We start from the raw sequence: 18,713 nt of genomic DNA, 5'->3' as shown, positions 1-18,713 counted from the left end.
GGTACTACTTTCTGTACGTCTGAGGTGCGGTGGTTTCGGCGGCCGGAAGCACGACGGCGCCCTCGGCCGGCCCGTAGGCGGCCAGGGCGTCATACCCTTCGGCGCGCAGGGCGGCGGCCAGGGCGGACGCGGCGGCTTCGCCCGCTGTCAGGAAGGCCAGGGTAGGTCCGGAGCCGGAGACCATGCCGGCGAGGGCACCGAGCCCGATCCCTGCCTCCAGCACAGACCGGAGTCCGGGGGCAAGCTCCAGCGCGGCCGCCTGCAGGTCATTTGCTAGAACGCCTGCCAGCGCGGCGGTGTTCCCGTCTGCCAGGGCGGCGAGAACTGCCGGGTCCGCTTCCGTGGGTTCGGCGACGTCGGCCCCGTCGCGGAGCCGGTCGACGGCGGCGTAGACCTGCGGAGTGGAGAGTCCGTAGGCAGCCGGTACCAGGACCCAGTGCAGCTGCTGCGGGGCCGGGACCGGGGTGAGGCGGTCCCCCACCCCCAGCCCGGCGGCAGCGCCGCCCAGCAGGGCGAACGGCACATCGGCTCCGAGGCCTGCAGCCAGATCCGCCAGATCCGCCGGCCCCAGGCCTGCGTTCCAGAGTTCGTTGCAGGCGACCAGGGCAGCCGCGGCGTCCGCCGAGCCGCCGCCCATCCCGCCGGCCACCGGTACGCGCTTGGTGATGTGCAGGTGCACACCCGCGCGGTCCCTGCCGGCCCGGGACGCAACCGCCCGGGCGGCACGGGCGGCAAGGTTGTCCCCGTCCAGCGGAATCCCGGCCTCCGGGAGGCGGCCCTCCGGATCGCTGAGCGTCAGCCGGATCTCATCCGCTGCCAGCTCCGTGGCCGTTACTTCCTCGAAAAGGGACACGGCCAGGTAGACGCTGGCCACGCTGTGATAGCCGTCCGGGCGCAGCGGACCCACTTTCAGGGAGACGTTGATCTTCCCGGGGGTCCGGACGCGGACGGAACGCGGGCCGGACATCTCAACAGGTTCCTTTTCCTCAGGCAATGAGCGGCTTCCGTGCCTCGGCAATGCGGGCGAAAGCGGCAATGTCCAGGACCTCGCCGCGAGCGCTGGGGTCCACACCCGCTGCACGCAGCGCCTTCTCCGCTTCCGCGGGGCTGCCCGCCCAGCCGGCCAGGGCGGCGCGCAGCGTCTTGCGGCGCTGGGCAAAAGCGGCGTCGATGACGGCAAACACCTCTTCGCGGGTGGCGCGGGTCTGCGGCGGTTCATGCCGGACAAATCCCACCAGCCCGGAAGCGATCTTCGGCGCGGGCCAGAACACGTTCATTCCGATCACGCCGGCCTTGCGCATCTGTGCATACCAGGCCGCCTTCACGGAGGGCACACCGTACGTCTTGGAGCCGGGTTTGGCGGCCATCCGGTCAGCGACTTCGTCCTGCACCATGACCAGGCCGTGCTGCAGGGACGGGAAGTGCTCCAGCAGGTGCAGCACCACGGGCACCGCAACGTTATAGGGCAGGTTCGCCACCAGCGCGGTGGGTTCTCTGGGCAGTTCCTTGATCCGCATGCCGTCGCCGAGGACAACGTGCAGGCGGTCCGCCGCTTCCGGACGCCGTTCAGCCACGGTGGAGGGCAGCTTGCCGGCAAGGACTGGATCAATCTCCACAGCCACCACTGATTCGGCTGCGTCGAGGAGGCCCAGGGTGAGCGATCCCAGTCCCGGGCCTACTTCCAGCACCGTTTCACCGGGTGCAATATCGGCTGCAGCCACAATCCGGCGGATGGTGTTTCCGTCAATGACGAAGTTCTGGCCCAGCGTCTTGGTGGGTCGGACTCCGAGTTCCTCCGCCAGCGCCCGGATATCCGAGGCGCCAAGGAGCGCGGGGACGGGTGTTCGGGGGGCGGGTTCGGATTCTCTCACCCAGTAATACTAGCCGAGCGGGCGCAGCAGCCGGGTGCGGGCATCCGGCTGCGGGTCGTTTCGGGACAGTCCCCCGGACCCGGTTCCCGGCGCACGGACCGGTCGTTACGGTGGATGCCGGGGACTTCGCTGTTTTGCCGTCCGGAACAGCGGCCTGCTCTGCCGACGGCGGACTCCCGCCGGTAGCATCGAGCGCATTGCCGGCACCGGCGACAGTGTGCCGCACCCCTGGGATCGGCGGTATCGACGATGGGTAAATCATTCGGTGACAAGCTGCGGTCGGAGCGGCAGCAGCGTGGCCTGACACAGACTCAGCTGGGCTACGGGATTTTTCGGCCGCGGGAAATCTCCCTGCTGGAAACCGGGCGCAGGGAACCCGTTCCGGGCGCGGTCCGGATGCTGTGCGAGCGGCTTGCCCCCGGCAGTACCGGCAGCCGGGGCGGGGGCCGCGCCGGGGACGAGACCGTCCTTTTCCTTGAGCTCTCCGCCCGTCAGGCGGTGGACGAGCGGGACTACGGTACGGCGTGTGTCCTTGCGGGAGCAGGGGCGGAAGCTGCGCTGGCTGAGGGAGATCTGCCGGCGTGGTGGGAGCTGACCTATCTGGCCGCCTGCTGCCTGTGCACCGTCCACGCCTATCGGAAGAGCATCGGAAAAGCGTTCAGCCTGGTCGGTCATCCCCTGGCGTTGGAGCACTCTGCCCGGGCGGCGCAGGCCGAAACCCTGCTCGCCGCCGCCCATCAGGGGGCCGGAGAACTGGAGGCGGCAGTTGCCCATGCCCGCAGGGCCGTGGCGAAGGTGCAGGGCTCAGGGGTTGGACCTGCGGCTTTCCTCGAAGCGTGCGAGGCACTGGTTGCCGCCCTGGCCGAGGCCGACTGGATCGAGGAGGCCTGGGGCTACTGCCGCACCCTGATCCTGCCGCTGCTGGAGACGGGGGTGGACCGCCAGACCAAGGGCAAGGCCCTCTGGGCGGTGGGCACCGTAGCGTTCCGCCGCGGTGACATACACACCGGGCTGCTGCACCACCGCACTGCCGGGGACCTGCTGCAGCCGGGGTTCGACGTCGAACTGTGGGCCCGGTTCAACAACGCGACGGCGGCAATGCGCCTCGCCGCGGGCATTTCCGACGACGAGACACTTGCCTGCATTGAGCACGCCGAGGCGGCGATGTCGGTGGTGGGGCTCTCCGGTCCCGAGCAGCTGGAACTGGCCCACAGCCAGGGCCTCCTGCTGGACCTGCTGGGTGAGCACTCCCGGGCGGTCGGAATGCTCTCGGACGTCTACAGCCACCGGGACGAACTGTCGCCCCAGGACTCGGGCGAACTGGCCCTCCATCTGGGCCTCGCCCTGGCGCGGACCGGCCGTGCCGACGCCGGTTCCGCCTATCTCGCGGACAGCGAACGGTCCTTCCGCACGGCCGGGGCCGGGGACCGGGCAGCACACGCCGCTGCCCTGGCCCACCGGATTGCTGCCGGCTGAGCCCGCTTAGAGCAGGCCGAGCTTCGAGGCACAGGACGGCCAGTGGCCCCATCCGCCGTTGGCGCGCAGCTTCTCAGCCACGGCAATCTGCTGCTCCGGAGTGGCTTCGCTGGCCACCGGTGCGTAGGCGCCGCCGCCGGCACCAAGCCAGCTGCCGGAGCTGAACTGCAGGCCGCCGTAGTAGCCGTTGCCGTTGTTGATATGCCAGTTCCCACCGGATTCACACTGCGCCAGTGCGGCCCAGGTGCCGGAAGCGGGTGCGTTCCCGCCTCTTCCGGCAGCCGGCGGGGTGGCTGCCGGCGGGGTGGCGGGCTTGGCTTCGGCGCGCTTCTTGGTGCCCTTCGCAACGGCTTCGGCCACCGGTTCCTTAGTGACGCTTTCCTTGACGAGGGTCCGGCTGATTTCCTTGCCGTCCACCACGGTGACCGAGAAGATGCGTGTCCGTTCGCCGTTCACTCCGGCAGTGGTCACCTTCTTTTCGCCCTCCACGAGGGTGGCGTCCGGAACCTCGGCGCTGGTGAACGGCACCGGCTCCGTGACCGTTTCCTCCACGCCGGCGGAGACGCGGGTAACCTTCAGGCCCATGCCGTCCACCAGGCCGGCACTGCGCGGCGCCGACACCTGGTCGGCTGCGCCCAGCTTCACTCCTGATTCCTTCAGCAGGTCCCGGACGGTCCCCGCCGTGGTGCTGCGCTCGTGGGTTTTTCCGTCCACGGTGACGAACACGGTCTTGGGAGTGGAGATCGAAATGCTGCCGTCCAACCCCTCGAGCGAGCTGTCCAGCGGGGCGGAGACGGCGGAGTTGGTGGAGACCCGGAGCTCCGAGACCAGGTCCTCGACGGTCTCCCCCGTGGTGTGGACCGTGGTCCCCTTGCCGTCCACCGTCACGTCCACGGCGAGGGCACGCTCGACTTCGATGGTGGTGCCGTCCTGGACCGCGGCTGCCGGTTCCGGGGTCACACGGTCAGCGGAGGAGACGGAGACATCGGCCTTTTCCAGGACGTCGGCGACGGTGCCGTCGAAGGTCTGCACCTTCCGGGTTTCGCCGTCGACAGTCAGCACCACCGATTTGCTGGCGCCGACAAAGGCGACCAGTCCCAACAGGAGGCAGACCATCACGGTTGCCTGGCCGACGATCTTTACCCCACGCTTTGCGAGTGAACTTGCCACGAGATTCCAAACGGTCAAAGAATCCGGGCACGGGGACTTGAAGCGCCATCCGCTGTCCAGGTCACGCTGCCCGGGGGCAGTGTGGATGGAACGCGGCCAGGCGCAGGCATGGCGGCACGCAACCCGTGGAGGGCAGCAGGCTTGTGCTGCCCTCTACGCGTTTACAGGTCCGCACCACTGAACGGCACAGTCCCGCAAAAAATGCAAGTGATAGTCCGGATGCCTTCCCCGACCCCGGCTAATTGATCCCTACCGTAACCGAACCGTGATGTGGTGGCAAACACGCTGTCCGGAGCCACCCGTTACACCTGCTTCACGCTCCTGCCTTCGGCGCCTGTGGAGGGAGGCTATGCCTCGGCCCAGGATCCGTAGGCCCGAAGCGTGTTTGCAGAAAGCTGCGCTCCCAGCTCCGACAGGTTCGCGCCCAGCCGGGCCGCCATGGAACGCACCGTGTAAGGCACCATGTAGCTCGCATTCGGACGCCCGCGGTGCGGATGGGGTGTGAGGAACGGGGCGTCCGTTTCCACCAGCAGCAGCTCCCGGTCCGCAACCGCGAGCGCCTCGTGGAGATTGTGCGAATTCTTGAAAGTCACCGTTCCGGAAAAGGACATGTACCAGCCGTTGTCGTTGCAGATACGTGCCAGCTCGGTGTCCCCGGAGAAGCAGTGAAAGACCACCGTGCCGGGGGCTCCCTCCTCCTTCAGCAGGCGGACGACGTCGTCGTGGGCGTCGCGGTCGTGGATCTGCAGGGCAAGTCCAAGGCGCTTGGCAATGTCAATGTGCCGGCGGAAGGAATAGTGCTGCTGTTCCCTGCCGTCTTCCCCGGTCCGGAAATAGTCCAGCCCGGTTTCCCCGATGGCGCGGATCCGCGGATGGGCGGCGAGCGCCTCGATCTCGGCGAGCGCCGGCTCCAGCGTCCCCTCCCCGGCTAGCACGGGGGCATCGTTGGGATGGATGGCCACTGCACCGAGCAGGCGCGGATCGGAATCGACGGCGGCAGCGGTGAAGCGGGAGGACTCGAGATCGGTTCCCACCTGGACGGCACCGGAGACGCCCGCGGCTTCTGCCGCATCCAGGGCAGCGGCAAGGGCGGCCGTAAAACCGCCTCCGCCGTTGTCGGCCGGGAAGTCGAAATGCGTATGGTTATCCATGACGGGCACCGGCAGCGGCTCAGGCGCCGGCGGATAGCCTTTGCCCTTGTGCCGGACGGATCCGGCGTCTTCGGCCGGCGGCAGGTAGGCCGCCGGTATGCTTCCCGGGACAAATCCACTTCGATTACTCATGTTCTTAAGCCTAGGTGAGCTAGTAGCCTAAGGAGACAAACCACTGTCTGCCTTCACCGCACGGATATCTCAGCCTGCATATCCCGGCCTGTTTATCCCGTGGGCGACCCGCGTGTCGCAGCAGCCACCGCCGAGCATGGAAGGTGTCCATGGACGCTCCGCTCTCCTCTGCCGCCGCAGCGTCCCTCAACGGCTTTCCTTCCCGGCAATCCCCCACCACTCTCCAGTCCCCCTCCTCCACCATTGACGCAGAGTCCTTCGCCGCTGCGGCCGAGGGTATCCTCGCCGCGGTCAACACCGTCATAGACGGCAAGGAAGAAGCTGCCCGGCTGGTGCTTACGGTCCTGCTTGCCGAGGGTCACGTACTGCTGGAGGACGTTCCCGGCGTCGGCAAGACGATGCTCGCGAAAACGCTCGCCCGGACCATCGACTGCACCGTCAGCCGCATCCAGTTCACCCCCGATCTGCTGCCGTCGGACGTTACCGGGGTGTCCATCTACAACCAGGACAGCCACCGGTTCGAATTCCGCCAGGGTCCGGTCTTCGCCAACGTGGTGATCGCCGATGAGATCAACCGGGCCTCGGCCAAGACACAGTCCGCCCTGCTGGAGTGCATGGAGGAACACCAGGTGACCGTCGACGGCGGCACGCACCGGCTCTCGGCGCCGTTCATGGTGGTGGCCACGCAGAACCCCATCGAGATGGAGGGGACCTATCCGTTGCCGGAAGCACAGCGGGACAGATTCATGGCCCGGCTTTCCCTTGGCTACCCCGATGCCCGCTCGGAAGTGGACATGCTGGACCACCACCAGGCCGGCTCGCCCCTGGACGGCATCACCCCCGTGGTAGGGATCCGCGAGGCGTCGGCAATGATCGCCCGGGTCCGGGATATTTACGTTTCGGCTGCTGTCAAGGAGTACACGGTCGCGTTGGGGCGTGCCACCCGGGAACATCCGGATCTGCGCCTGGGTGCCAGTCCCCGTGCTCTTCTGCAGCTGCTCCGTGCCGCCAAGGCATATGCAGCGCTCGAGGGCCGGGATTTCGTACTGCCCGACGACGTCACGAGGCTGGCGGATCCTGTCCTCGCCCACCGGCTCCTGCTCCAGCGCAAGGCCGCGGGAGCCGGGATCAGCGCCGCAGACGTTATTGCTTCCGTGATTACCTCCGTAGCAGTCCCCCGTACCGCTGCAGCTCAGGAGCGCCTGCACCGCTGATTGCCCCTGCCCGTCTCCGCCGCACCGCCCAGCGAAAGGCCACCATGGAAGCCGCCTCCGTCACGAGGTTTTTCACTCCCCGCGGCTGGGCCCTGCTGGGTACCAGTGCGGCGGCGCTGCTCGGCGCAGCCGCACTGGGACGCCGGGACCTGCTGGCCCTCGCGGTCCTGCTGCTCGGGCTGCCGGTCCTGGCTGCGGCCCTGCTGCGCCTGTTCAAACCGGGCTTTGAGGTGGAACGGACCTTCGCACCCCCGCTGGTGGAGACCGGGACGGCAGCCACCGTGACGCTGCGGGTGCAGAGCCGGGGAGCACCGGTGTCGGGAGCCGTGATGCGGGAGGGCCTGCCGTTCCGCTTCGGGCCCAGCCCGGTGTTCCGGTTTCCCGCCGTCCACGCGGCGGAGAACGGAAGCAGCACCTACGAGTACCGCCTGCGGTCGAGCCGGCGCGGACTCTACGGCATTGGTCCGGTAACCGCCGAGTTCCTCGATCCCCTGGGGCTGGCCAGGACCGTGCACACCCTCGGCGGAACCGACCGGCTGGCCGTGGCTCCTGCACCGCTTGAGCTCCCGCCGTCGTCCTTGTTCGGGTCTCTGGGCACCGACGGCACCGCATCCAGCAGACGCCGCGGAACGCCCAGTGAAGACGATGTGTCCACCCGGGAGTACCGGTACGGGGATCCGATGCGCCGCGTGCACTGGGCTGCAACGGCCAGGCACGGCGAACTGATGGTCCGGCAGGAGGAACCAGTGACAGCGCCCACCGCTTCCATCCTGCTGGACCAGCGCCTGCCCGCCTATGCTGACGGAGCGGCACCGCTTCCCGGCAACGGCGACCTCTTGACCTCGGAAACGTTCGAGTGGGCAGTGTCGGCCGTTATCTCATGTGCCGTGTTCTTCACGGAGGCCGGCTTCAGCGTGCGCTTTATCGACGAGCTTTCGCGGCCGGGACTGGCCCGCTCCCCCTCCGCCCTGGACGGCAGCGAGACCGGTTTCCGCGGATCCGACGGCGTGCTGAACCTCGCCGAGGGCCTGGCCGCCCTGGGCTTGGAGCCCGTTCCGCCGGCGTCGGCCGGGCGTCCGCCGGACGCTGCGGTGCCGTTTGCGGCACTGGACGGATCCGGCCAGGCACCGGGACCCCTGCTGGTTGTTGCGGGGCGGATGACCACCGAAGAAGCCCTCGTCCTGGCCCCGGCCTCCCGGTATGCCCGCCAGCCGCTGATTCTGCTGGTCACGGACCGGCCGGCCGGGCTGCACCCGGTAGTGAAAATCCTCCGGGACGCCGGGTGGATTGCCGCTGCGGTGACCCCGGCAACTCCGGTGCCGGCTGCGTGGTCCCTCCTCGACCAGGACCGCCCGTCCGTCCACGCGGGCGGGGAGCAGATATGAGCGCCCTGCTGACACGCCCCGAAGCCGGCTCTCCGCTGTCCGGGAGCCCGCAGGAGCCGGACCCGGCTCCCCGGGGAAGCAGTGAAGCGGCCAACGTTGCGGTAGGCGCGGCAAGTGCCCTGGCCGTCCTGCTGTGTTCACTCAGCGTGCACGGGGTCATCGAAGGCTGGTCCTGGCTGACGCCGCTGTTTTTCGCCGTCCTCGTTCCCCTGGCGGCCACCGCCGCTGCACGGAGGTTCAGGGTGCCGCAACCGCTGGTGCCGGTATCCGGTATGGCCGTCCTGGCGTGCACCCTTACCTGGTTGTTTGCTTCATCGTCCTCATTCCTGGGTTTCCTGCCCGGTCCGGGTACCCTCGCCCGCGCGGATGCGCTGCTGTCCGAGGCACGCACGGTGATCCTCACCGAGGTCACGCCCGTGCAGCCGCTGCCGGGCATCCTGTTCCTGTGCTGCGCCGGGATCGGGCTGGTGGCTGTGCTGACCGATACCCTGGCGGCCACGCTCCGGATGCCGGCCACCGCAGGGCTCGGCCTGTTCGCTGTCCTCATGCTCCCCGCGGTGCTGAAACCCGAGAGTCTGGGTACGGGGTATTTCCTGCTCGCGGGCGCCGGCTACGTGGTGCTGCTCGCGGCCGGCGCCCGCCGGGAACAGCACGGACCCGGCACCCGCGTTCCGCGGCCCTGGCTGGCACGCGCAACCGCGGTTTCCGCGTCGTCCCTTGCACTGGCGCTGCTGCTGCCCGCAGTCCTGCCGGGATTCAGCGGCGGCGCCTTCCCGGAAGGCACCCGGTTCAACTTCTTCTCCGGCAGCACCGGACTGAATCCGGTCGTCTCCCTGGGCAGCGACCTGCGTCAGCCCCAATCCGCGGGGCGGATCACCTATGCGACGTCTTCGACGGATCCTGTGTATCTTCGGTCCACCACCCTGGAGGATTTTTCGGGCAGCCGATGGGGCCCGGATATACGCGCGGCAGAACGCAGGGAAGGCGTTTCCACGATGTCGCCGGATGCCTCCACCCTGCCGGGAGGAGGGCGGAGCACCCCGGTGGTGACTCGGATCAGCTCCAGGACCTATTCCAGTCCCTGGTTGCTGGCCCCCTATTACCCGCTCGGAGTGACCGGTGCCGAGGGGAACTGGTCCTGGGACCCGAAAACAATGACTGTCCTGGACGACAGCTCCGACAGCGCCTCGCCGCAGGACTACCAGGTCCTGAGCGTTTCCCCGGAGCTTACTCCCGAGGAGCTGGCACGGCTTCCGGAAGCCGACAGCGGCAGCGTTGACGCCGTTTTCACGGATCTGCCCGCGGACCTTCCCGGAAACATCCGTGACGCAGCCGCGGAGGCAGTGAAGGACGCATCCACCCCGTATGCCAAAGCCATGGCGATCCAGGGGTATCTTCGCGGCCCGCAGTTTTCCTACTCGCTGGAAGCTCCCGTGGAGGGCGGATATGACGGGAACGGAATGTCGGTCCTGTCCGAGTTCCTCGAGCGGAAGGCCGGTTACTGCGTGCATTTCGCTGCGGCCATGGCAGTGATGGCCCGGCAGGAGGGCATTCCCAGCCGGATGGCACTCGGATACGCCCCCGGGCAGAGCACCGGCAACACACCGGACGGCACCGGACCCAACGGCGAACCGCTGCGTGAATTCGAGGTCGATTCTGCAGACGCCCATGCCTGGCCTGAACTGTATTTCGAAGGAGCCGGCTGGGTCCGCTTCGAGCCCACTCCGTCCCGCGGGTCGGTACCGGTCTACGCCCGGGAACCATTGGCACCTGCCGATGCCACCATCCGCGACGATGAGGATCCGCGCCTCCCGGGAACGCCTGCAGCGGCTCCGGCGCTCCCGCAGGAAGCCCCGCTGGAACCGGAAACGGTGCTCGAACCGGGCGATGCGGGCGGAACCGCCTGGCTCGGTGCGCTGCTGGGCGCGCTTGCGGCAGCGGCTGCCGTCCTGACACCGTGGGCTATGCGCCGGCGGCGGGCCGCGCGAAGGCGGCACGCCGCCGCAGACGGCCGGACGGGTCCGGTCTGGGACGAACTTGCGGATCTTGGCATCGATTACGGCTATCCCGGCCGGACCTCCGACACTCCACGGACCTATGCGGACCGGCTGGCCCAGGAGGCCGGGCTGTCGCCCCGCGCCGAGGAAGCGCTGAACCGTATCCGCAGCTCGTTCGAGGTGGAAGCGTATGCCGGAGCAGGCCGCGGCGCACCGGCACCGGCTCCCGTGTGGGCGGACCTGGAAACCGTGCAGGAGGAACTGCGCCGCGGCACGGGTTTCCTCGGCCGGCTCCATGCCCGGTTCCTTCCCCCGTCGCTGGCTCTGCGCTTCCGGCACGGGTGAGCCGCTGCAGTGCAGCGGGCAGGAACCCGGGTGCAGCGGGAAGCAAAAACCCGGTGACGCCGCAGCGTCACCGGGTTTCCTGCCGCGGGCCTGGCTAGCCGGCGAAGGGGTCGGCGATGCCGATGTACTGGGTGTACAGGTATTCCTCGATGCCCTCAGCGCCGCCCTCGCGGCCCAGCCCGGACTGCTTGACTCCGCCAAACGGTGCGGCGGCGTTCGAAACCACTCCTGCGTTGAGTCCCAGCATGCCGGATTCGAGCTTTTCACCGATCCGCAGTCCGCGGTTCAGGTCCTTCGTGAACACGTAGGAGACCAATCCGTATTCGGTGTTGTTGGCCAGGGCCACCGCTTCATCTTCGGTGGAGAAAGTCACGATCGGTGCCACCGGCCCGAAGATCTCCTCCTTCAGGATCCGTGCGTCCGCGGCAACGTTCTTCAGGACGGTGGGCCGGTAGAAGTAGCCGGGCCCGTCCACCGGCTCCCCGCCAACCAAGGCCACGGCGCCGCCGTCGACCGCCTCGATGACCAGGGCGTGCACCTTGTCCCGGGACTTGCCGTCAATCAGCGGGCCGACCTTGGTGTCCTCCTCGGTGCCGCGTCCGGTGGTCATGGCACCGACGCGGGCCGCGAACTTCTCGGCGAATTCGTCCGCGACCGTGTCCTGGACGATGAAGCGGTTGGCTGCGGTGCAGGCTTCGCCCATGTTCCGCAGCTTCGCGGCCATGGCACCGTCCACGGCCTTCTCCAGGTCTGCGTCCTCGAAAACAATGAAGGGCGCGTTGCCGCCGAGTTCCATGGAGGTACGCAGGACATTTTCGGCAGCGTCCCGGATCAGGCCCTGGCCCACCGGGGTGGATCCGGTGAAGGAGACCTTCCGCAGCCGGGAATCCTTGAGGATGGGGCCGGTGACGTCACCGGCAGAGGTAGTGGACACCACGTTGAGCACCCCGGCCGGCAGTCCGGCTTCCATCATGACGGCGGCGAACAGCTGGGACGTCAGGGGGGTGAGCTTGGCGGGCTTGAGCACCATGGTGCAGCCGGCGGCCACGGCAGGGGCGATCTTGCGGGTTGCCATGGCCAGCGGGAAGTTCCACGGAGTGATCAGCAGGCAGGGTCCCACCGGCTTCTTGTTCACCAGCAGGCGCGACTTGCCGTCCGGGGAGGTGCTGTAACGGCCGGAAATACGGACGGCTTCCTCGGAGAACCAGCGCAGGAACTCGGCACCGTAGGCCACCTCTCCGCGGGCCTCGGCCAGCGGCTTGCCCATTTCCAGGGTCATCAGCAGGGCGAAGTCCTCGGTGCGTTCCGTCACGAGCTCAAAGGCGCGGCGCAGGATTTCCCCGCGTTCCCGGGGCGCCGTCCGGGCCCAGTCCTCCTGTGCGGCCACGGCCGCGTCCATGGCGAGCGCACCATCCTCGGTCGAGGCATCGGCGATGCTGAGCAGGATCTTGCCGGTGGCCGGATCTTCGACGTCGAACGTGCGTCCGCCGGAGGCGTCCCGCCACTGGCCGTCAATCAACAGACCGGTGGGGACCCGGGCCAGGAGTTCGGCTTCACGGTCTGCGGGAATACCCATGGGAAATGCCTCCAAAGTTCAGCGGATCCATCACGGGCGTCGTACCCGCGGTTTCCCTTTCACCGTAGGCTTCGGGGGCTGTCCCTGTAAATGCGGTCGTGCACTGCCTACAACGGAAAACACTGTGCATCTGCCCAGCACCGACGGAGGCAGTCCCGGAAGGTGCAGCTCAGCTGCGCGTTTCCAGCACCGCCGAATACAGTTCACGCTTGCTGATCCTGGCATCCTCGGCAACCGCGGCCACGGCGTCCTTGAGCCGGATGCCCTTCTCCACCAGGGAGTTGACGGCGCCCACGTGGTCTGCGGCCTGTTCCGGCGCTGCGTCCGGCGCACCTTCGACCACCACGGCGATTTCACCGCGTACGTCGCCGGCTTCGGCCCACTTTAGCAGTTCGCGCAGCGGGCCGCGCAGTACCTGTTCATGCAGCTTGGTGAGCTCGCGGGCGACGGCGGCGCGCCGGCCCGCGCCGAAGGCCTCGTCGAGGGCCCGCAGCATGGGTTCAAGGCGGTGCGGGGCTTCGAAGAACACCATGGTCCGCTGCTCGTTGGCCAGCTTTGCCAGCCTGCTGCTGCGCTCGCCCGGCTTCCGAGGCAGGAAACCTTCAAAGCAGAACCGATCCGTCGGCAGGCCGGACAGGGCCAGCGCGGTCAGCACCGCGGACGGTCCGGGGGCTGCCGTGACCGTCAACCCTTCGGCGGCCGCAGCCTCCACCAGGCGGAAACCCGGATCGGACACGGCCGGCATGCCGGCGTCGGTCACCATCAGGAGGGTGGCTCCGCCGCGGACCATCTCCAGCAGATCCGCGGTGCGGGAGGCCTCGTTGTGTTCGTGGTAGCTGATGATCCGGCCCCGCGTGGTGATACCCAGGGCGCTGACCAGCCGGTGCAGCCGCCGGGTGTCCTCAGCGGCAATGATGTCGGCGCTTTCCAGCAGCCCGATCAGCCGGTTGGTCGCATCCCCGATGTTGCCGATGGGTGTTGCCGCCAGGACAATCTGCCCGGGCCCTGCGGCGTCCTTCTCTGCGATGCCTGACATGGTGCCTGTCTTACTGCTTGTTACCTTGCTCGAGTCCACCCTCTAACCCTACGCGACAGGCTATAGAGTGGTGCGCGTGAGTCTCTCCGGTACCTCGACGACCCGCCGCGAGGCACCGGCCCCGGTCAAGTCCCCACAGCATGCCTACACCTTCGAAGCCCTGCGGGAACGCCTGCTGGGCAACGCCCTGGTCCCGTTGGGGGCGGCGGGCTGGATCCTGCCGCTGCTGATGGCCGTGCTGGGCGGGGTGCTGCGTTTCACCCGGCTGGGTGAACCGGAGTCCCTGATATTTGATGAGACGTACTACGTCAAGGACGCCTACTCCCTGCTGCAGTCGGGCTATGAACGGTCCTGGCCCGAGGACGCCAACGAGTCCTTCACTGCGGGCCGGCCCCAGGTGCTGCTTAACGAACCCGAGTACGTAGTGCACCCGCCCGTGGGCAAATGGATGATCGCCCTGGGCATGGCCTTCTTCGGCTCGGACAATTCCTTCGGCTGGCGCTTCGGCGCTGCGCTGGCCGGCACCGTCACGGTCCTGCTGGTGGGGCTTATCGCCGCCCGGCTGTTCTCCTCCGCAGCCCTTGGCGCCCTCGCCGGGTTGTTCCTGGCCGTGGACGGGCACCATCTGGTCCACTCCCGCACGTCCCTGCTCGATGTCTTCCTGACGTTCTGGATTGTGGCCGCCTTCGGCGCCCTCCTTCTGGACCGCCGGGACGGCCGGCTGCGGCTCGCACGTGCGCTCGCCCGCGCCGCAGGCTCCGGGGGGCCGATCTCCCCCGGCAGCGGACCGCTCCTGTACGGGCCGTGGCTGCTCTGGCGTCCGTGGCGGATCGCAGCGGGTGTCTGCCTCGGCCTGGCCGTGGGCACCAAGTGGTCCGCGCTGGCCTTCGTCGCCGTCTTCGGCCTGATGACGGTCCTCTGGGACGTCAGCGCCAGACGGGTTGCCGGCGTCGTCCAGTGGGAAGCCGCCCTCCTCCGGGACGGAGTTCCGGCGTTCCTGACCCTCATTCCCGCGGCGCTGATCACCTATACGGCCAGCTGGAGCGGCTGGCTGCTGTCCCGGGACGCGTACAACCGGCAGTGGGCGGCGCAGAACCCGGACGAAGGATGGGGCTGGGTGCCGGCCCCGCTGCGTTCCCTGGCCGAATACCACCGCAGCGCGTACGCGTTCCACAACGGCCTGACGGCGGACCACAGCTATTCGTCCTCCGCGTGGACCTGGCTGTTTATGGGCCGGCCCACCTCGTTTTTCTATGAGGGCGCCGAAACGGGCGAGAGCGGCTGCGCAGCAGACAGCTGTTCGACGGCGATTACCTCGGTAGGCAATCCCCTCATCTGGTGGGCAGCGGCCCTCGCACTCCTGGTGGTCCTCTTTTACTGGGCGGGCCGGCGGGACTGGCGTGCCGGTGCCGTGCTGTCCGGAGTGGCTGCCGGTTACCTGCCCTGGTTCGCCTATCCTGAACGGACCACGTTCTTCTTCTATGCGGTGTCCTTCGAGCCGTTCCTCGTTCTCGCCCTGGTGTATGTGCTTGGCCTGGTCCTGGGCCGGCCCACGGACAGCCTGCAGCGGCGGCGCACCGGACTGTTGATTGTCTGCTGCTTCGCTGCCGGGGTCCTGGCACTCTCGGCATACTTCCTGCCGGTCTGGACGGCGGAAACCATCCCGTATTCTGACTGGCGGCTGCGTATGTGGATGCCCAGCTGGATTTAGTCTCAATACCCATGTGCTCAGTGCACAGAAAGAGAGGAATAAGTGCGCGAGTCCGCCACTGACCTCCTGGTTAGCCTTCCCGAAGATTCGAATGTTACGGATCTTCTGCTCCAGATGCATCGAAAAGATCCCTCCCGCGTCCTGTACGCAGTCAAGAACGGCAGCAGTTGGGAAGACATCACTGCCGCCCGGTTCCTCGGGGAAGTCACCCGGCTGGCCAAGGGCCTGATCGGATCCGGTGTCCGCCCCGGAGACAGCGTCGCCGTGATGTCCCGGACCTCCTACGAATGGACCGTGGCGGACATGGCCAACTGGTTCGCCGGCGCCGTCACCATCCCGATCTATGAAACCTCCTCGCCGTCCCAGGTCGAGTGGATCCTCAAGGATTCCGGTGCCCGTTCCGTGTTCGTGGAGGACGAACGCAAAGCCGCCGTCGTGCTCGCGGCCGCATCCGCCCTGGACGGGGAGTTTTCGCTTTGGATGATGAACGACGGCGACGGCGCCGACACGTTCACCGCCCTTGCCGCCGCCGGAAGCAGTGTCAGCGACGACACGCTGGAGGCAGCCCGCAGCACCGCAAACCTCAGTGACACCGCCTCCATGGTGTACACCTCCGGCACCACCGGACGGCCCAAGGGCTGCGAGATCACGCACGGCAACTTCGCCCTCTTCGGCGTCAACATCCGCGAAGTGCTGCCGGAGATGCTCAAGGCTCCGAACCCCACCACGCTGATGTTCCTGCCGCTGGCACATGTGCTCGCCCGCGCCGTCCAGGTCGGCTGCCTGCACGCCGGCGTCAAGGTTGGCCATTCACGCAGCGCCTCCGACCTGATGGCGGATCTGAAGACCTTCTCTCCCACCTTCCTGCTGGCGGTGCCGCGGATCTTCGAGAAGATCTACAGCGGCGCCCAGGCGCAGGCCGAGGCCGCAGGAAAGGGCAAGGCGTTTACTGCCGCCGCCGAGGTGGCTGTTGCCTACTCGGAGGCACAGGACTCGGCCGCCCGCGGCGGCCGCGGCCCGTCAGTGGCGCTGGCACTCAAGCACAAGCTCTTCGAACAGCTCTTCTACCCGAAGGTACGCGCGGTCCTTGGCGGAAACGCCGCCTTCGCCATCTCCGGCGCCAGCGCACTGAGCCCGATGCTCGCGCACTTCTTCCGCGGCTGCGGCGTCACGGTCCTGGAGGGCTACGGACTGACCGAAACCACCGCCCCGGCGAGCGTCAACCAGGTTTCCCGCACACGGGTGGGCTCGGTGGGCCTGCCCATGCCGGGCACCACCATCCGGATTGCCGACGACGGCGAGGTCCTGGTCCGCGGAGCCGTGGTCTTCAAGGGCTACCACCGCAATCCCGAAGCAACCGCGGACGCCTTCGAGGGCGAGTGGTTCAAGACCGGCGACGTAGGAATCCTCGATGATGACGGTTTCCTGCGGATCACCGGCCGCAAGAAGGATCTCCTGGTAACGGCCGGCGGTAAAAACGTGGCTCCCGGCCCTCTGGAGGAAAAGATCCGCGAGAACCGGCTCGTCTCGCAGGCCATTGTGGTGGGTGAAGGGCGGCCGTTCATTTCCGCCCTGATCACCCTGGATGATGAGGCCCTTGCTGCGTGGAGCCGTGAGAACGGCGCTCCGGACGGGGTCCCCGCCGATGATCCCCGGGTGCAGCAGCTGCTGCAGGAATCCGTGGACGCCGCCAACGCGACGGTCTCCCGGGCGGAGCAGATCCGCAGGTTCAGCGTGCTGCCCAAGGACTTCACCCTGGAATCCGGGCACCTTACCGCCACCCTGAAACTGCGCCGCAATGCAGTGATTGCGGATTACTCCGACGTGGTCGACAAGCTTTACGCGAAGTAGTCCCGGACGCAGAAATCCCCCGTACCGATTCCGGTCCGGGGGATTTCTGCGTCTCTGACCTGCGGTCGGGGCCTAGAGAGCCTCGAGGGACTCTGCGTAGCGGCGGCGGGCATCTTCCCGCGCCTGCCGCACGCGTTCCCGGCGCGCCCGGGTGGGCCAGCAGCAGACGAGTACGACGGCGCAGGTCAGCAGCACCAGCGCGGCGATGGTGATCCCGGCATCCATCCAGAACTGGGCCGGGAAGAGCCGGATCAGCGTGTCATCCAGGCGGAAGGTCCAGTTGCCGTTGGCGAAGAAGATCGTGTGCACCTGGGTGAAGAACTGCTCCCAGCCCAGGACTGCGAGGACCACCAGGGCAGCCACCAGCACCAGCGTGAGCACGGCACCGGAGAACAGGGAACGGCGGATGCCGCCCGGGCTGCGGCGGGCCAGATACAGTGCGGCGAAAAGGCTCAGGACCGCCATCACGGTGGCAGCGACGAAGGCTACTGTCAGCACCGTCTTGACGTCTGCCATGTGGCTGACCTCGCTGTCCAGGTACAGCGGTTCCCCGCCGTCTCCGACCAGATCCCCCAGATAGCGCGAGCCGCTCCAGTTCAGCAGGTAGTCCATGGCATAGGAGCCGTAGGTCATCCGGTCATCAGTGGAAAAGCCGTAACTGTCTGCCGGGAATCCGGGACGGTGGTACTCGGCCCAGAGGAACAACGGCGTCGAGACGGCGCGGATAGCCGCGGCCAGCACCATCACCGGGAAGAACACGGCAATCATGACCTGGAGGACACGCGCCAGGACGGGTTTTCCGGCCGCGGCCTTTTCCCGTTCCCGGGCACGCCGCTCAGCTTCCGCCGACGACAGTGCCGGGTCGGCGTCGGAATCCAGGTTGTTCCCGGTGCCCTCGGTGGCGGTGTCGTGGGAGTCGGTGTCTGTGTCGGCATCGGCGTCGCGGTCCGCGTCGGTGTCGCGGTCGCTCCTGCTGGAGCCGCTGACAACCGGCGTGACGGCAGTGCGGGTCCACTCGGCGGGCTCCGCCGAAGCGTCGTCGTCGTGGGCGGTGCGGACTATTTCCGTGTCCCCGTCCTGCGGCGCGTCGGAATCCTTTTCGGAATCCGTCTCGGATTCGTTCCGGCCGGCTTCATGGGCTCCGGCAGGAACCGCATGGGGCCGCTCTGCGGCGGACCCGTCCACGGCGGAAGCACCGACCGCGGTGGCCTCGGGCGTCGGCACGCGACGATCCGCGGCCACGGCGTCGTTGTCACGGTCCTCCGCGTTGTCTTCGTCCTCCGCGGTGTCACGGTCCTCCGCGGCAGAGACATAGCCGCTCAGGTCCGGCATGGTGCTGGCAGGGCGCATGGGCAGCTGGCTGCGCTGGGCGACCGACGGGTGTCCGCCCGGGACGGTTCCGGCTGCGCCGGCAGTAGCGTCGGCGCCGGAGTGTTCGGACGCGGGCAGGTCCGGAGACGCGGGGTCCGCGGGCTCCTCCGGGCTGCTGTCTTCGGCGGGCTCTTCCACGGCTTCGGGCGCGTCGCCCGCCGCGTCCGCTGTGGCCTCTGCTTCGGTCCGGCCGGGACCGGTGGAGCCGTTGAACTCGGCGTCCCAGTCCGCGTGCTCGTCCGGTCCGGCCGGTTCGGGTGAGCCGGCCGCGGAGGAACCGTGTGCGGCGGGGGCACCCTCCGGCGACGGCGCCGAAGCCTCGGTCCCGTTGGGCGGTTCCCCTCCGGCCGTCGATCGATGCGTGGGGGTTTCGTCCTGGCTAGCCACTGCTTCCTCTTTCACTTCCCTTTACTGCTCTGAGCTGGTC

Annotated in this window: 13 protein-coding genes; 6 read left to right on the top strand and 7 right to left on the bottom strand. The window is 68.0% G+C overall.

Annotation, left to right across the window (positions count from 1 at the left end; all coding sequences use genetic code 11):
* Window positions 1-4 precede the first annotated feature (4 nt).
* Complete coding sequence (locus tag NNX37_RS13615; RefSeq protein WP_255793264.1) at window positions 5-967, bottom strand: 4-(cytidine 5'-diphospho)-2-C-methyl-D-erythritol kinase; 963 nt, start codon at window positions 965-967, stop codon at window positions 5-7.
* Between the two features lie 19 nt (window positions 968-986).
* Window positions 987-1,871, bottom strand: coding sequence for a 16S rRNA (adenine(1518)-N(6)/adenine(1519)-N(6))-dimethyltransferase RsmA (gene rsmA, locus NNX37_RS13610; RefSeq protein ID WP_255793263.1), 885 nt, complete (start codon window positions 1,869-1,871; stop codon window positions 987-989).
* Between the two features lie 249 nt (window positions 1,872-2,120).
* Between rsmA and NNX37_RS13605 the strand changes: the two genes are divergently transcribed.
* Window positions 2,121-3,347: a helix-turn-helix domain-containing protein gene (locus tag NNX37_RS13605; RefSeq protein WP_255793262.1), complete on the top strand. Its 1,227-nt coding sequence runs from the start codon at window positions 2,121-2,123 to the stop codon at window positions 3,345-3,347.
* A gap of 6 nt (window positions 3,348-3,353) precedes the next feature.
* Here NNX37_RS13605 and NNX37_RS13595 read toward each other — a convergent pair whose 3' ends face one another.
* Both NNX37_RS13595 and NNX37_RS13590 read right to left on the bottom strand, forming a co-directional pair.
* On the bottom strand, window positions 3,354-4,517 hold the full coding sequence (locus tag NNX37_RS13595) for a ubiquitin-like domain-containing protein (protein ID WP_308206327.1): 1,164 nt from the start codon (window positions 4,515-4,517) through the stop codon (window positions 3,354-3,356).
* A gap of 347 nt (window positions 4,518-4,864) precedes the next feature.
* Window positions 4,865-5,800, bottom strand: a complete 936-nt coding sequence (locus NNX37_RS13590; protein WP_255793261.1) for a TatD family hydrolase — start codon at window positions 5,798-5,800, stop codon at window positions 4,865-4,867.
* A gap of 149 nt (window positions 5,801-5,949) precedes the next feature.
* On the opposite strand from NNX37_RS13590, the gene NNX37_RS13585 reads away from it, so the two are divergent.
* The 3 genes from NNX37_RS13585 to NNX37_RS13575 are packed head-to-tail and all read left to right on the top strand — an operon-like array spanning window position 5,950 to window position 10,741.
* Window positions 5,950-7,014 (top strand): AAA family ATPase, encoded by a 1,065-nt coding sequence (locus NNX37_RS13585; protein ID WP_255793260.1) that lies wholly within the window; start codon window positions 5,950-5,952, stop codon window positions 7,012-7,014.
* Window positions 7,015-7,058: 44 nt separating this feature from the next.
* Window positions 7,059-8,399 (top strand): DUF58 domain-containing protein, encoded by a 1,341-nt coding sequence (locus NNX37_RS13580; protein WP_255793259.1) that lies wholly within the window; start codon window positions 7,059-7,061, stop codon window positions 8,397-8,399.
* A complete protein-coding gene (locus tag NNX37_RS13575; RefSeq protein ID WP_255793258.1) occupies window positions 8,396-10,741 on the top strand; it encodes a transglutaminase family protein in 2,346 nt (781 codons plus the stop codon). The genes NNX37_RS13580 and NNX37_RS13575 overlap by 4 nt, the downstream gene beginning before the upstream one ends.
* Window positions 10,742-10,835: 94 nt before the next feature.
* Here NNX37_RS13575 and NNX37_RS13570 read toward each other — a convergent pair whose 3' ends face one another.
* Together NNX37_RS13570 and rsmI are read right to left on the bottom strand one after the other, a co-directional pair.
* Complete coding sequence (locus tag NNX37_RS13570; RefSeq protein ID WP_255793257.1) at window positions 10,836-12,317, bottom strand: NAD-dependent succinate-semialdehyde dehydrogenase; 1,482 nt, start codon at window positions 12,315-12,317, stop codon at window positions 10,836-10,838.
* A gap of 169 nt (window positions 12,318-12,486) precedes the next feature.
* A complete protein-coding gene (rsmI, locus tag NNX37_RS13565; protein ID WP_255793256.1) occupies window positions 12,487-13,353 on the bottom strand; it encodes a 16S rRNA (cytidine(1402)-2'-O)-methyltransferase in 867 nt (288 codons plus the stop codon).
* Between the two features lie 229 nt (window positions 13,354-13,582).
* On the opposite strand from rsmI, the gene NNX37_RS13560 reads away from it, so the two are divergent.
* Window positions 13,583-15,064 (top strand): dolichyl-phosphate-mannose--protein mannosyltransferase, encoded by a 1,482-nt coding sequence (locus NNX37_RS13560; protein ID WP_255793546.1) that lies wholly within the window; start codon window positions 13,583-13,585, stop codon window positions 15,062-15,064.
* Between the two features lie 42 nt (window positions 15,065-15,106).
* Complete coding sequence (locus NNX37_RS13555; protein ID WP_255793255.1) at window positions 15,107-16,915, top strand: AMP-dependent synthetase/ligase; 1,809 nt, start codon at window positions 15,107-15,109, stop codon at window positions 16,913-16,915.
* A 72-nt stretch (window positions 16,916-16,987) separates the two neighbouring features.
* On the opposite strand, the gene NNX37_RS16565 is transcribed toward NNX37_RS13555, so the two are convergent.
* Window positions 16,988-18,673 (bottom strand): TIGR01906 family membrane protein, encoded by a 1,686-nt coding sequence (locus tag NNX37_RS16565; RefSeq protein ID WP_308206326.1) that lies wholly within the window; start codon window positions 18,671-18,673, stop codon window positions 16,988-16,990.
* Window positions 18,674-18,713: the final 40 nt, after the last annotated feature.

This window comes from Arthrobacter zhaoxinii, assembly GCF_024385505.1.
Taxonomy (GTDB): domain Bacteria; phylum Actinomycetota; class Actinomycetes; order Actinomycetales; family Micrococcaceae; genus Arthrobacter_B; species Arthrobacter_B zhaoxinii.
Note: the sequence above shows the minus strand (reverse complement) of the source record. Positions and strands in the feature narration are given on the sequence as shown.